Source organism: Salinispirillum sp. LH 10-3-1 (assembly GCF_030643825.1).
Taxonomy (GTDB): Bacteria; Pseudomonadota; Gammaproteobacteria; order Pseudomonadales; family Natronospirillaceae; genus Salinispirillum.
Genome location: NZ_CP101717.1, coordinates 330,101 through 344,867 on the forward strand (window position 1 = coordinate 330,101; position 14,767 = coordinate 344,867).

At 57.2% G+C, this 14,767-nt stretch carries 11 protein-coding genes; 3 read left to right on the forward strand and 8 right to left on the reverse strand.

What is annotated here, in order from left to right; genetic code table 11:
• Positions 1–36: 36 nt before the first annotated feature.
• Positions 37–501, forward strand: a complete 465-nt coding sequence (locus NFC81_RS01495) for a MarR family transcriptional regulator (RefSeq protein ID WP_304995769.1) — start codon at positions 37–39, stop codon at positions 499–501.
• Positions 502–542: 41 nt separating this feature from the next.
• On the opposite strand, the gene NFC81_RS01500 is transcribed toward NFC81_RS01495, so the two are convergent.
• The 7 genes from NFC81_RS01500 to NFC81_RS01530 all read right to left on the reverse strand — a co-directional run bounded on the left by NFC81_RS01500 (position 543) and on the right by NFC81_RS01530 (position 9,495).
• A complete protein-coding gene (locus NFC81_RS01500; RefSeq protein WP_304995770.1) occupies positions 543–1,136 on the reverse strand; it encodes a YhgN family NAAT transporter in 594 nt (197 codons plus the stop codon).
• Positions 1,137–1,202: 66 nt separating this feature from the next.
• Complete coding sequence (locus NFC81_RS01505) at positions 1,203–3,308, reverse strand: sigma 54-interacting transcriptional regulator (RefSeq protein WP_304995771.1); 2,106 nt, start codon at positions 3,306–3,308, stop codon at positions 1,203–1,205.
• Between the two features lie 109 nt (positions 3,309–3,417).
• On the reverse strand, positions 3,418–4,395 hold the full coding sequence (locus NFC81_RS01510; RefSeq protein WP_370529922.1) for an ABC transporter ATP-binding protein: 978 nt from the start codon (positions 4,393–4,395) through the stop codon (positions 3,418–3,420).
• A 26-nt stretch (positions 4,396–4,421) separates the two neighbouring features.
• Positions 4,422–5,429 (reverse strand): ABC transporter ATP-binding protein, encoded by a 1,008-nt coding sequence (locus NFC81_RS01515; RefSeq protein WP_304995773.1) that lies wholly within the window; start codon positions 5,427–5,429, stop codon positions 4,422–4,424.
• A 7-nt stretch (positions 5,430–5,436) separates the two neighbouring features.
• Entirely contained in the window at positions 5,437–6,939 is a 1,503-nt protein-coding gene (locus NFC81_RS01520) for an ABC transporter permease subunit (protein ID WP_304995774.1), read from the reverse strand.
• 12 nt (positions 6,940–6,951) lie between these two features.
• On the reverse strand, positions 6,952–7,872 hold the full coding sequence (gene nikB, locus NFC81_RS01525; RefSeq protein WP_304995775.1) for a nickel ABC transporter permease: 921 nt from the start codon (positions 7,870–7,872) through the stop codon (positions 6,952–6,954).
• Between the two features lie 81 nt (positions 7,873–7,953).
• Positions 7,954–9,495, reverse strand: coding sequence for a glutathione ABC transporter substrate-binding protein (locus NFC81_RS01530; protein WP_304995776.1), 1,542 nt, complete (start codon positions 9,493–9,495; stop codon positions 7,954–7,956).
• A gap of 352 nt (positions 9,496–9,847) precedes the next feature.
• On the opposite strand from NFC81_RS01530, the gene NFC81_RS01535 reads away from it, so the two are divergent.
• Complete coding sequence (locus NFC81_RS01535; protein ID WP_304995777.1) at positions 9,848–11,272, forward strand: AlkA N-terminal domain-containing protein; 1,425 nt, start codon at positions 9,848–9,850, stop codon at positions 11,270–11,272.
• Positions 11,273–11,764 carry a methylated-DNA--[protein]-cysteine S-methyltransferase gene (locus tag NFC81_RS01540; protein ID WP_304995778.1) on the forward strand — a complete coding sequence of 164 codons (492 nt, stop codon included), beginning with the start codon at positions 11,273–11,275 and terminating at the stop codon, positions 11,762–11,764. It begins immediately after the preceding gene.
• A 59-nt stretch (positions 11,765–11,823) separates the two neighbouring features.
• Here the strand turns inward: NFC81_RS01540 and NFC81_RS01545 are convergent, their stop codons facing one another.
• Positions 11,824–14,760, reverse strand: coding sequence for an FAD-binding and (Fe-S)-binding domain-containing protein (locus NFC81_RS01545; RefSeq protein ID WP_304995779.1), 2,937 nt, complete (start codon positions 14,758–14,760; stop codon positions 11,824–11,826).
• Between the last annotated feature and the right edge of the window lie 7 nt (positions 14,761–14,767).

Genomic DNA, 14,767 nt, shown 5'->3' on the forward strand with positions numbered 1-14,767 from the left:
CGCCACCACGCATAAAGATTACGGGCAGGATACCTGATGACGCAGAACAGCACACAGAACAATAAGAACGAAATCGATTACACCATGTTGAACTCCCTTGTGGGCTATCGCTTGCGCAGAGCGCAGATTGCCTATTTTGAGAACTTCAACGCGACCTGCACTGAGCAAGGCGTGACGCCGGGGTTGTTTGGTATTCTCGCGATCGTGTTAAACAATCCCGGGCTGACGCAAACAGCAGTAGCGCAAGCCATACACACGGATCGTTCAGCCATGGTGGCAGCGGTAGATAAGTTGGAGAAACTGAAGTTGATGGAGCGCCGCCCGTCGGAGAATGATCGCCGTTCTTATGCGCTGTATCTGACGGCAGAAGGAGAGCGCTTCACCAAGTCTTTGCATCAAAAAGTTTTGGCGCATGAATCGCATTTCGAGCAGGTGATGAAGCCCGGAGAGAAAGAGCAGATGTTGGACTTGTTGATGCGGATTATTGACCTCGGGAACTGATAGGCGGCAGGTGTAAACACCTGCTCTACCGTTGGCCCAACCTAAAACCCGGCGACATAACTGCTAATGCCGTTCAGCAACATCTGCACTGAAATCGAGATCAAGATCATCCCCATCAAACGCTCGACGGCTTTTAGACCACGTGCCCCCAATATTTTGTAGAAGAAGTTCGAGGCCATCAGAATCACCGCCGTGGCACCCCAAGCAATACCCAGCGCAATGACCCAATCGGCGCTGCGGTCCGGGCCGGTTTCGGCCAGCAACACCAGGGTGGCGATCAACGAGGGGCCGGCGATCAAGGGCACGGCCAACGGCACGATCAACGGCTCGCCGTCGGTCTCGTCATTGCCCATCACACCCCCGCGCGACGGAAAGATCATGCGAATAGCGATGATCATCAACACCAAGCCGCCACCAATCGACACCGCCTCGCGCGTTAAACCCAGCACACTGAGAATCGACGAACCGGCAAACAGGAACAGCAGCATAATGGCCAAGGCAATGACCAGCTCGCGTGCCAGTATCCAATAGCGGCGTTTGGCGTCTATCTTCGCCAATATCGACAAGAAAATGGGGATGTTCCCCAGTGGGTCCATGATCAGGAAGAGGGTGACGGCGACGGCGAAGGTTTCCATAGTGCACTCCTTTTTTCCCTAGGTTAGTGGAGTGCCGTGCGGCGCGCCAGTGTTCGTTGCCGAGGATTAGGTCGCCTCGCCTCGGGTCAACTGCAGCACGCGGGCCTCTCCGGCCGCCGTCAAGCGGGTGCCGCTGCGTCCGCGGAACTGCACCACCAAGCCTTGGTCGTGCAACAAACTGAGGCGCAGCCGGATTTGTTGCTCCGTGAAGGAATGGCCGGCTTGCTTGGCCTGCACCGCCAACGCTACCCGACTGATGCGGCCTTCTTGCTGCTGCAGATCGTAGGCCAGACGCAACAGGGTATCCAGTTCGTGCGGTGGTATGGCGCTGGGGGGTGAGCTGCTGACCGGCGGCGTGTTGGGCGAAGGTGCTGGCGTGACCGTTGGTCGATGGGCTGCATCACTGCTGAGGCCAATGGGGGTGGCTTGGAAGAAACCTTCGGCGGGTATGTCGCGCAGCTGCAGTTCGTCGTCTTCGCACACGGCCAGCATGTAGTCTAGGGTGTTGCGCAATTCACGGATGTTGCCGTACCACGGATAAGCGCGCAGTGCGGTGATGACGTCCGGGTTGATGTAGATGTCCTGACGACCAGCTTGATGAATGGTGTAACGAATCAGCTCTTCAATGTCTTCGGCGCGCTGGCGCAGCGGGGGCAGATGCAAATAGAGCACCTTGAGACGGTGATAGAGGTCTTCACGGAACAGGTTGTCTTCTACCCGCGTCAGCAAATGGCGGTTGGTCGCTGCGATGATGCGCACATCGACCGGAATGATGTCGGTGCCGCCCACCCGTAAGAGTTCTTTTTCTTGCAGCACGCGCAGCAAGCGGGCCTGAACCTTTAAGCTGATGTCGCCGATCTCATCCAAAAACAACGTGCCGCCGTGCGCTTGCTCAAACAAGCCTTTGCGGCCGCCTTTGCGCGCACCGGTAAAGGCGCCTTCGTCGTGCCCGAAGAGTTCACTCTCTACCAAGTCTTCAGGTAAGGCGCTAAAGTTGACGGCCAAAAACGGGCCGTTATGGCGTGGCGAGGCGTGGTGAATGGAACTGGCAAAGAGTTCTTTACCGGTGCCGCTTTCGCCTTCGATCAGAATGGTGAGTTCCGACTGAGCCAGTTTATGCGCAATACGTTTGGTGTGTTGTAGCTCAGTGCTGTGCCCGACAATGTCGTTAAAGGTGTACTTGGCGTAATGCCCCTTGCGCATCAGCGCCTGGCGGCGTTTGCGTTCCATTTCTAGGGTTTCGCCCGCGTTTTTGAACGTAGCTACACGGCTTTGGTCACTGTCGAGCGTTAACCGATGCACCATGATCTCGGCATTGGCGAGGGTGAAATAGCGGCTGCTTTCTGCGTTGTCATCGCCAATGAATTGCACCAACTCCGGCAGCTGAATCACGTCTTCCAGTCGTCGCCCAATGGCGCGTCCGTCACGAACGTCCAGAATGTCTTCTAAGATGCCGTTAAACACGGTAATGAAACCGTCGCGGCTGACCGCCAGGATGCCGTCGTGCACGCCATCGACCACTTGCTTCAAGTGTGCACTGACGTGCCGAGCATCGCGGCTGACTTTGGCAATGCGCTTGCTCAGGTCGATGATTTTTTGAATGTAGCGGTCGGACAAAATACGCTGCGTGGCGATGTCCAAGCCTAGAGCGTTCAGCAGTGCAATGATGCTGGTGACGTCGATTAAGCGTGGGCCAATGTCCACGATTTGGGTGACCCAATCGGGCACCAAACCGGGTTCGCCGGGCGTGATGGCGACGCTGCATCGTTTGGCGTGGGTTTTGCCGGGATACCACGGGTGGTAATTCAGGTGATCGATGCCGAGGCTGAGCAGCGACTCAATCGAGCGCTGGACGTTTTCAGGTGAGTCGTTGACGTAGAGTACATCCAGCCCTTCATCAAGCTCAAATAATTGGTCAATGTGATGAAAGTTGATGGCCCGTTCGGCAATGATGGGGGTGCAGTCTGGGCCGAGAGAGGCCTGTACTTCGTGCGCCAGTTGACCGGAGGACAGCAACACGACGCCCTGCCCAATGAGCGGGATGTCGCCTTCCTCGGCGGCGTAGCTGCGAATGCGCGCGACATCGCCAATGATTTCTTCCAGCTGGGTCTGTAGGGCGCGCCGCGTGTCGTCTGACCCGGTCAGTAGCACGACCTCGAATGGATTTGCCATAAACTGCTCTTTGATGCCGTCAGAATATGGTAGACCAGACCGAGGCGATAAGTACACCGTCGTCATTACAGGGGGTAAAGCCGACGGTGACTTAGGCATGGCGTTTTACTCAGGCTTCATCGTACAGGTGGCAGGCCACTTGGTGGTCCTCGCCCATCGTACGCAGTTGTGGACGTTCTTCATGGCAGCGCGCATGAACCTTCGGGCAGCGGCCAACAAAGGCGCAGCCCTTCGGCGGATTCACCGGGGATGGCACATCACCCTTCAAAATTACCCGCTCACGACGATGGCGTGGATTAGACACCGGAATGGCGTCCAACAGCGTTTGGGTATAGGGGTGCAACGGTTTGTTGAAAATGGCCTCGGTACTGCCGATTTCCGCTATGCGGCCCAAATACATTACAGCGGTGCGGTCACACAGGTGGCGTACGACACTGAGGTCGTGCGATATGAACAGGTAGGCCAGACCGAACTCGGCTTGCAGGTCCTTCATCAGGTTCAAAATCTGCGCCTGAATCGACACGTCGAGTGCCGCGACCGGCTCATCAGCGATGATCAGCTTGGGGTTCAAAATCAGCGCCCGGGCAATGCCGATACGCTGGCGTTGGCCGCCGGAGAACTCATGCGCGTAACGGTGCGCGTAGTTGCGGTTCAGGCCTACCACGTCCAGCATCTTGAGAATCAGCTTGCGGCGTTCGGCTTTGTTTTTCATGCCGTGCGCTTTCAGCGGTTCGGCCAGAATGTCTTCAATGCGCAGCCGCGGGTTCAAGGACGCGTAAGGGTCTTGAAACACCATCTGCATTTCACGACGCTTCAAGCGCAGCTCATGGCGCGACAGCTTGGCCAGCTCATTGCCTTCAAACCACACTTCGCCGTCACTGGGCTCGATCAAGCGCATGATGCCGCGCCCAGTCGTTGACTTGCCACAGCCCGACTCGCCGACCAGACCCAGAGTCTGGCCTTCTTGCACGTCAAACGAGATGCCGTCGACGGCTTTGACGTACGTGGTTTCTTTTTTAATCAGGCCTTTGGTTTGGGGGAAATACATCTTGAGGTTTTTGACCTCAAGCAACGCCTGTTTATTCATGCTCTGTTTACTCGCGCTCTGTTTACTCATTGAGCGACCCTCTCATGATCTTTATCCAACCAGCAGCGACTGATGTGTTTGGCGTCGATGCGGAATAACGGCGGCGCTTCTTGGAAGCACTGGTCGGTGGCCTTGCTGCAACGTGCCGCAAAGCGACAGCCTCGCTCAACCGAACCGGGCTGTGGCACCATGCCGGGAATGGCGTTCAGACGGTCCACTTTTTTCGTGGCGTCGGGAATGGAATCCAGCAGGCCTTGGGTGTACGGGTGGCGTGGGTTATTGAACAGGCTGTCGACGTCCGCTTCTTCCACCACCTGACCGGCGTACATCACCACGACGCGATCGCACATTTCGGCCACCACGCCAAGGTCGTGCGTGATGAACAGAATCGCCGTGTCGGTTTTCGACTTGAGATTGCGCATCAGGTCGAGAATCTGGGCCTGTATGGTCACATCCAGGGCCGTGGTCGGCTCATCGGCAATCAGCAACTGCGGTTCGCACGCCAGCCCGATGGCGATCATCACACGCTGGCGCATGCCACCCGATAACTGGTACGGGTAAGCGTCGTAGATTTGCTCCGGGCGCGGAATGCCCACCAAAGTGAGCATCTCAATGGAGCGCAGGCGTTGTTGTTCTTTGTCCAGCTCTGTGTGCAGTGCGAGTACTTCGTCGATCTGTTCACCCACGGTAAACACCGGGTTCAGCGACGTCATAGGCTCCTGAAAGATCATCGAAATGTCGTTGCCGCGCACCTTGCGCATTTTCTTTTCCGGCAAGTCGAGCAGGTTGTTGCCACGGAAGCGAATTTCACCGCCGGTGATCTTGCCCGGGGGTGACGGGATCAGCTGCATGATGGACAGTGAGGTGACACTTTTACCGCAACCTGACTCGCCCACCACACCCAGGGTTTCACCCTTGTTGATGTGAAAACTGATGCCGTCGACCACCGCAAATTCGCGGCCGTCGCTTTTGAATTTAACGACCAGCTCACGCACGTCGAGCAGCGGCTGATCGTCAATACTTGTCTGTGTCATGGGCTGATTACTCCTTCAGCTTCGGATCAAGGGCGTCGCGTAAGCCGTCCCCGAAAATATTGAAACTCAAAACGGTGATGACAATGGCCAGACCCGGAAAGAAGGTCGCGTGGAACACCGTGGAGCTGTTGTCTTTCGCCGCGCTGAGCATCGAGCCCCATTCGGGCGCTGTGATGTCGCCACCCAGACCCAAGAAGCTCAGTGCCGCACCGATCAAAATGGCGACACCGATACGCATGGTCAGGTACACCAGCACCACAGGCAGCGTGCCGGGGAAGATGTGCCGCGCAATGATCACGCTGTCGCGTACGCCGATCGAGCGGGCCGCTTCCACGTAGGTCATTTCTTTCAACGACAGCGTCGAGGCGCGCACGATGCGCACAAACACCGGCACGGTGAACACCGCTACAGCAAAGATTATGTTGATCAAGCCGGCACCCAGGAACGCGATCACCGCAATGGCGAGAAGAATACCGGGGAAGGCCAGCAGAACGTCCATGACACGGGTAATGGCGTTGTCGATCCGGCCGCCGTAGAAACCGGCCAACAGCCCTAATACGGTACCGATCAGTGTACCGATGGCGACCGAGACAAAACCGATCAGTAGGGTGTCACGGGTGCCGTGTAACACGCGGCTGAAGATGTCACGGTTTTGGTGGTCGGTGCCAAAGAAGTGCAGGCTAGAAGGGCGCTGGTGTTTGTAGGCATCGGTTAGGCTGGTTTCATACTCGGTGAGGCTGAGACTGACGAGCCGTGGTTCAACCACGGCACCACCTACGGCGAATTGGGCCAGCGCGGTAATGTCGCCAAAGCGTGCTTGCACCAAACCTTCACCCGCCGCCAGCAGCTGTAATTGGCCGTCTGAGCTGACTTGAGTGACGCCTTCATCCAGTGAACGCCAGGTAACCCTCAGTGGCTCATCCGGGCGATATTGCGCGCCAAACTGGTTGATGGCATGCACGCCCTCCAGCTCAGTCCCGTCAGCGCGTAAGCCGCGCAGTACGAGGTCAACCTGCTCACCAACCGCCAAGGCTGACTGGGCTTGTGGAATGGAAAGCTGCACCAAGGCGGGTTCGATATCGCCCAAGGGTACTTCGCCGCGTACATACACATCCATGGCGGTAGTCAGTTCGCCCACGGTGAAATACACCGGCGTGTAGCCTGCGGTCAGTGAAGTAATGTTCAAGCCACTGCGGGTGCGGCGGGCGCTGACCACGCGCTGATTGTCGGCGCGCACGGTTACTTGCGGCAAGTCGCCGTAGGCCACCGAGGTACCATCCGACAGCAACCCTTCTAACACGGGGTTGTGCCGGGTGAGTTGGGTGATGTCGATGCCGCGGTCGGCGTACTGCAAGTTCACCGGACGGTGCGGATCGTAGGGTGCTACCCAAGGAGCCAGCAGGGCAATGCCCATAATGACCACCAGGACAGCAAAGGCGATCAGCGCCAAACGCTGCTTCAAGAACTTGCGCAAGAAAGTAATGAAGGGGGATTGATTGTGCATCATCATGCGAATTGGCCCTTAATCATAGCGGATCTGCGGATTCAAGAAGGCGTAACTGATGTCGACCAACAGGTTGATGACCAGAAACTGCAAGGAGAACAACAAAATAAGCGCTTGAATCACCGGATAGTCACGACCCAAAATACTGTCGATCAAGTACGAACCGAGACCCGGCCAAGCAAAGACTTGCTCCACCACCACGGCACCGCCGATCAGGAAGCCAAATTGCAGGCCCGACATGGTGACGACGGGAATGAGCGCGTTGCGCAATACATGGCGCCAGATAACAACGGATTCTTTTTGCCCTTTCGCGCGGGCAGTGCGCACGTAGTCTTCACGCAGCACTTCCAACACACTGGAACGGGTGAAACGTACGATGGTGGCGGCCACCCCAAGGCCTAGGGTGACGGACGGCAGGATCAAGTGTATCCAGGTGCCGCTGCCGCTGGTGGGGAACCAGCCGAGTTGGACCGCAAAGATCTGCATGATCATGAGGCCAAACCAAAATTCGGGAATACTGAGCGCTGTAATGGTCGCGATCATACTGGAGCGATCGGCTAGCGAATTTCGCTTGGTTGCCGATAGGATGCCCACACCAACACCGATGACAATGGCCCAGAACATGGCCAAAACAGTGAGGACAAAGGTGTAGCCGAAGCGCCGGATAATCTCGTCCGACACATTCACGCGCGTACGGTACGACATACCGAAGTCGCCTTGCAGCATGTTAACCATGTAGCGACCGTACTGAACGACCAAGGGATCATTAAAGCCCTCGCGCTCGCGCATTTGTTGATAGGTTTCCTGATCAATCTCCGCGCCGTACATGATACGAATCGGGTCGCCAGGCGTCAGGTGCACAAACAGGAAGGCGATGATGGTGATCACAAAGAGCACAGGCACCATCCCGAATACACGGCGAAGGATGTAGTTCAACATAGGAGTCGTCCGAAACATTAACCAGACAAAAGACACCCGGCCAGAAGGTGGCCGGGTGTATTACAACAGCGGTTAGCTGTTTTAGTTCAGCGTAATACCGCTGACGTGTACGTTACCGGAAGGCAATACATACACGCCGTCGAGGTTAGGCGCGCTGCCTACAATCGACTCAGGGATATGCAAGAACACCCAAGGAGCATCTTCATAGATGATCTCTTGAACTTCAGCGTACAGGTCCAGCGCTTCTTGTGGGTCAGAGCTGGCCAAGGCGCGGTTCAACAGGTCATCAACCGCTTCGTTCACGTAGAAACCGGAGTTGTTGAAGTTGGGTGGTACGCGGTCAGAAGCGAAGTTCGGACGCAGGCCGTAGTCGGCTTCACCCGTACCTGGAGACCAACGACCGATGTACATGTCGGTACCTTCACCGGCGTCCAGCATGTCAAACAACGTACCTGATTCATAAGCTTCAACGGTGACGTTGATGCCCAGCTCACGCAGCTGAATAGCCACGTATTCGGCAACGGCGATGAACTCGGTGCTGTTGCGCGTCCACAGGGTAGAAGAGAACCCATCGGCGTATCCCGCGGCGGCCAGAAGCGCGCGCGCTTCAGCAGTGTCGTGCTCGTAGATGTCTTGTGCTGCATAGCCGTAAACGTTAGGTGCAATCGCGGAATCAGCGATGGTGCCGTAGCCGTCGAGCATCTGAGCGATCAAGCCGTCTTTGTCGATGGCGAAGTTCAGGGCTTGGCGCACACGCACGTCCTGATACTTGTCTTGCTGCAGGTTCAAACCAATGTAGTGCACGTCGGTGGTTGGGCCGGTGTACAGGCTGACGCGTGAGTCATTTTCCAGTTGCGAACCGAACAAGGTAGGGATCGGGAACACCAAGTGGGCTTCACCGGCTTGCAGCATGTTGATGCGCGTCGCCGCTTCCTGCACGGGGCGGAAAACGATGCGATCTACTTTGGCTGCGTTATCCGCGTTCCAGTAGCCGTCAAAAGCTTCAACCACAGTCTGTACGCCGTCACGCCATTCAACAAACTTGAATGGGCCTGTGCCTACTGCACCTTGGCGGTCAGCGTTGAAATCTGGGTCGGCCATTTTGCGCTCGATAACACGCGGCGACTTCATGGCGGCAGAGGTGTGGGCCATATAAGAAGCCATGGCAGAGTTCGGCGAACCAGTGGTGATGGTTACTGTGAACTCGTCTTCAACGATAACGTCTTCGATGAAACGGAAGAACGAACGACGAGCCAAGCCGTTGTCGGCGTCACGCACGAAGTCGAGGTTCATTTTGACCACTTCGGCATTGAAGTCAGCGCCGTCGTGGAACTTAACGCCTTGCTGCAATTCGAAAGTGATTGCCGTGGCGTCGTCGCTGTAGGTATAGCCGGTGGCTAATACAGGCACGATGCTCATGGTGTCGTCAAAACGCAGCAGGCCTTCAAACATCGGGCCTTGTACGGTTGCTGATACCGAGTCAGTTGTATTGTGCGGGTCCATAGACGTTGGTTCGGCTTCGATAACCACTACCGCTTGTTGTGCAAGTGCTGCACCGGCAGTCAGTGAAAAAGCCGCAATCAGCGCGACAGAAGCAGCACCGAATTTTTTGCGAATGAACATGGAGTAGTCTCCTGGTCGTTATTATGTTTATTGGTTCAAGTAACCTCTTGGCTATAGCAATGGCTGTGCCAGTGCTTTAAAAGTCGCTAAGGTGACGCTAACGTCTCAGATAAAACCTATTAATGCTTATAACTGGCAGTGTTGGTGTTGGTGTGGTGGAGGTGAGCTGTTTTTAAAGGGTTTAAAGAAAGTCACAAAGAGTTTTAAACAGGGTTTAAAAGGTTGTTAAGGTGCTTTAGAGGGGTGCCCTTTGGTTCGGGAGAGCAGGTAGGGGCTACAGCGGGTGTGTACACCGAAGGATTCAGTGCCGAAAATGGCGAGTATGCGGAAAAAATCGCGCTAGAATGCGGGTATGACTGAACTCGACACCACACACCTTTTGGCAACCGCAGACTGGCAACGCGCTCGACTGGCGCGTGATGCCCGGTTCGACGGCCTGTTCTTTGTTGCAGTAAAAACCACGGGCATTTTTTGTCGCCCCATTTGTCCTGCCGTGCCGCCGAAAGAGCACAACGTGGAGTACTTCACCCATGCCGTACAGGCTTATGGTGCGGGGTATCGTCCCTGTCTGCGTTGTCGGCCCGACAGCGCGCCGGGTTCCTGTGCCTGGCGCGGTACGGATACGACGTTTCAGCGCGCGTTAACCCTGATTGATGCCGGAGCCTTGCAGAACGGCGATATGCCCGCATTGGCGGCGCGCCTAGGCATCAGCGACCGCTATCTGCGTCGCTTGTTTCAGACTCGCTTGGGACTTTCGCCCAAAGCCTATGGCCTGTTCGGGCAGGTCATGTTCGCCAAAAAACTGCTGCACGAAACGGCACTGCCAATGTTAGACGTTGCCGCTGCTGCGGGTTTTCACAGTTTGCGACGCTTTAACGACGCCTGCCAGAAGCATCTAAAAATGACTCCCAGCGCCATTCGACGCCAAGGCGAACCGTCGTCTGATGTGCGGTTAACCTTGGCGTATCGACCGCCACTGAACTGGCAACAGATGCTGGCCTTCTGGCGTGCGCGGGCGATAGAGGGGTTGGAGTGGGTAACAGACAGCAGTTACGGCCGGACGTTTACTCTGCCTGCGACCGCGCATACCGTAGAGGCCAAGGGCTGGTTTGAGGTCAGCCCTATCGAAGGGCAAGCCTGCCTGGCGTTGCGTATCGAGGTCGACCCACCGCACGCCTTACGCACCGTGGTGCAGCGCGTGCGGCAGATATTGGATCTCGACGCCGACGTAGCGATGATTGAACACCATTTGCAACAAGCGACAGGCGCCGCCGATTGGCTCACGCCGGGGCTGCGTATTCCCGGTATATGGTCACCGTTTGAGGCGGGTATCCGAGCCATATTAGGCCAACAAGTGAGTGTGGCGGCAGCGCGTACCCACGTTACACGCCTCGTCGCGGCTTTAGGTGAACCGGTAACAAACACTAACGCGCAACGCTATTTCCCCACACCCGAAGCCATCGTTACCGACTCACTCGACATGTTGAAAATGCCCACCGCACGGCGTGAAACCGTGCGTCGTTTTGCCGCATGGTACATGGAGCACGGCCATGAAAACGATGTTGAAGACTGGCTGACACTGAAGGGCATTGGCCGCTGGACGCTAGATTACGTGCGTATGCGCGCGCTCGGCGAGCCCGACGTCTGGCTTGGTACCGACCTCGGCGTTAAGAAAGCACTGGCGCAATGGAGTGACGGCTCGGAAGCGGCCTTTGACGCAGACCGACTGGCTCCGTGGCGCAGCTATGCGACCTTCCATCTGTGGAGCAAACTATAAATGACTGATTTAACCTATACCCGCATGCCCACTCCGGTCGGCGACTTACTCATCAGCACGGACGGTCAGGGCATCCAACATATCCTGTTTGACGACGGCGCAGCGGCTGAAAAGCTGCAACAGCACGCAACACAGGGCGTACATTCGATTCTGCAATTGGCCGAAGCCCAACTGGCAGAATTCTTTGCTGGTACGCGGCAAACCTTTGATCTGCCGTTAAATGCCGTAGGCACCGCCTTTCAGCAGCGCGTCTGGAATGCCCTAAGCACCATCCCGTTTGGTCAAACGTGGGACTATGCACAACTCGCCCACGCCATCGGCCAGCCTACAGCGGCCCGCGCTGTCGGCATGGCGAATGGCCGCAATCCGCTGAGTATTGTTGTGCCATGCCATCGCGTGATTGGCAAAAACGGCACCTTGACCGGTTATGCCGGTGGGTTGAGCAGGAAAGAGTGGCTGCTTAAGCACGAAGGCGTGGTATTCCCGCAGTAGGAGGCCAGCCCCCTAGCCGAATGGTTCCTGCTACGGGTTTCGCGCAGAGGGCTGCGCTCCTACGGTTTCGGGTCGGGGGTTACGCTCTTGCATTGTAGGAGGCCAGCCCCCTGGCCGAATGGTTCCTGCTGCGGGTTTCGCGCAGAGGGCTGCGCTCCTACGGTCACCTCATCCACCAAATATAGAATCGATTGATACTCCAACCCCGAGTGCTCGCTCAAGCCAATCTCACAAGTGCGGCTATTAGAAAACCCGCGTGTGCAGTCTTTCACTTCCGCTTTTAAGTCCTGCAAAGCCGAGGCGTTGAGCTCGGGTGTGCTGAAACCCTTGTCGCCCGCGAAGCCGCAGCAGGTGATGGAGGCGGGTATCACGACGTCGTCTGCACAGGCTTGGGCGAGGGCAAGCATGTCGTCGGCGAGTCCCATGCGGGTGGCCGAGCAGGTGATGTGCAGGGCGATGCGTTCACTCTTACGTCTGATGTTCAGGCGCGGCAAAGCGTGTGTGCGCAAAAAGGCGACGGGTTCGACAATGATCAATGCGCTGCCTTGGGCAGCTTCATGCAAAAACTGCGTGCAAGGGCTGGTGTCGCACACAATGGGGTAACGGCCGTTGTCGCTGGCGTTGTTGAGGGCATCCAGCAGTTCGTTGCGTTTTTGTGTGGCGGCGTCAAACAAGCCTTTGGAGTTGAACGGCATGCCGCAACACAGACCGTCTATGCCGCTTGGAATAATGACATTGAAACCGGCTTTGTGCAGCAGGTCGATCATGACGTCCGGTACGCTGCGCACGTCGGCGGCGCTGAGCGAAGAACCCAAACTGCGAGTGACACAGGCGGGCAGGTACACCACGCTGTCGGCATCGGCAGTGGATATGTTTGCCGTGCTGTGGCGCGTAATCCGTTCATGCGTGGCACTGCCGACAGCGCGCGGCATACTGGGCGACCAATGCGCGACCATGCCGCCGCTTAAAGGTTTGGCTGCCCGTGTTAGAACTTGCATGGCGGGTGCTCCTAATACGGACTGCACCAAGTGCGCACTGCGTAACCCGACCCTTACCGCACGCGTTGTACCGGCGAAGTGCAAGGCAAGCTGCTTGCCGATGGTTTTCGGCATGCGGCCTTGCTGCTCGGCGCGCAGGTGGCGCACTAACTCGCCGGTGTTGATGCCGACCGGACACTGCGTCGCGCACAAACCATCGCCCGCGCAGGTGTCTAGCCCGGCATACGCAAATTCCTCGCGCAGCGTGCGCAAGCGTTCTGGTTGGCTGCCAGTGCTGGCTAGGCGCTGGATTTCGCGCCACAGCACAATGCGTTGGCGCGGGGTAAGGGTGAGGCGACGCGACGGACAAACCGATTCGCAAAAGCCGCATTCGATGCACTTATCCACTAAGGCGTGCGCGGGCGGCAGCGGCTTGAGGTTTTCCACGTGCAGCTTGGGGTTGTCGGACAGAATCACGTCGGGGTTCAGCAGATTCAGCGGGTCGAAGGCGTGTTTGATGGTTTTCATCAGACCGTAGGCTTCTGATCCCCACTCGAGTTCCACAAATGGTGCCATGTTGCGGCCCGTGCCGTGTTCGGCCTTCAACGAACCACCGTATTCCACCGCCACCAGTTGCGCCACATCGGACATAAAGGCTTCGTAACGCTGCACCTCGGCGGGATCATCGAAGCCTTGGGTGAACACAAAATGCAGGTTACCTTCGAGTGCGTGCCCAAACAGGATGGCTTCGTCGTAATGGTATTGGCGCAGCAGCGCTTGCAGCGCCAGCACACCATCGGCCAGGCGCTCGATGGGGAAGGCGACGTCTTCGATGATCACTGTGGTGCCAATCACCCGCTCGGCACCGACCGCAGGAAACGTCCCTTTGCGTACCTTCCAATACAGGTCGTAGGTTTTGCGCTCACGGGTGAATGTTGCGGGTTGCAGCACAGGAATGTGCGCAATGGCGGCGAGCACCTGCTGCACGTTGGCGGCCAGTGCGTCTGGGTCGGTGCCGCGCACGTCGATTAACAAAGCGGTTGCGCCATCGGGCAGTTCGCGCAGTTCAGCAGGCATGCCGGGCATGGTTTCGACCGAACGTAACGCCGCGCGGTCGAGCAATTCCACGGCAGAAACTGGCGCGGGCTTCAGCGCCATAGTAGCTTCACACGCGGTTTGAATGTTGGCGAAATAGACCAAGGCGGCGGCTTTGTGGGCCGGGTCGGGCACGGTGTGGTAGGTGATGTGGCTGATAAAACCTAGCGTGCCTTCGGAGCCAATCATCAGGTGTTTCAGAATGTCGATGGGGTCACTGAAGTCGACCAAGGCGTTCAAACTGTAGCCGGTGGTATTTTTCAACCGGTATTTGTGTCGGATGCGGTTCGCCAGTTCGGCATTGGCGCGGGTTTTTTTGCCCAGTTCGGTGAGTCGCTGCAATAGGTCAGCATGGCTGTTGCGAAAGGCGCTAATGGAATGCGGGTCGGCGGTGTCGAGGCGGGTGCCGTCGGCGAAAATCACGCACAGGTCGCGCACCGTGTGATAACTGTTTTGCGCCGTGCCGCAGCACATGCCCGAGGCGTTGTTGGCGGCAATGCCGCCAATCATGCAACTGTTGATGGACGCTGGATCAGGCCCGATCTTGCGCCCAAACGGTGCCAGCACAGCGTTAGCACGCGCGCCAACCACGCCCGGTTGCAGGCGAATGGATGCGCCGCCATCCAGTAGGGCATGACCGTTCCAGCCATTGCCGAGCTGAATAAGCACGGAATCGGTGACGGCTTGACCAGACAGCGAGGTACCCGCTGCCCGAAACGTGACGGGCAGGCCGTGGCGGCGGCAGGCGTTCAACACCAAGATGACTTCGGCATCACTCTCCACGCGGACCACGAGTTGCGGAATGAGGCGGTAAAAACTGGCATCCGTACCATAAGCCAGTGTGCGCAGCTCATCGCTGATCAGCCGGTCAGCGGGTATCAGTGGCCGCAAGTCATTCAGTAACTGTTGGTATGCCGGTTTCATATCCATT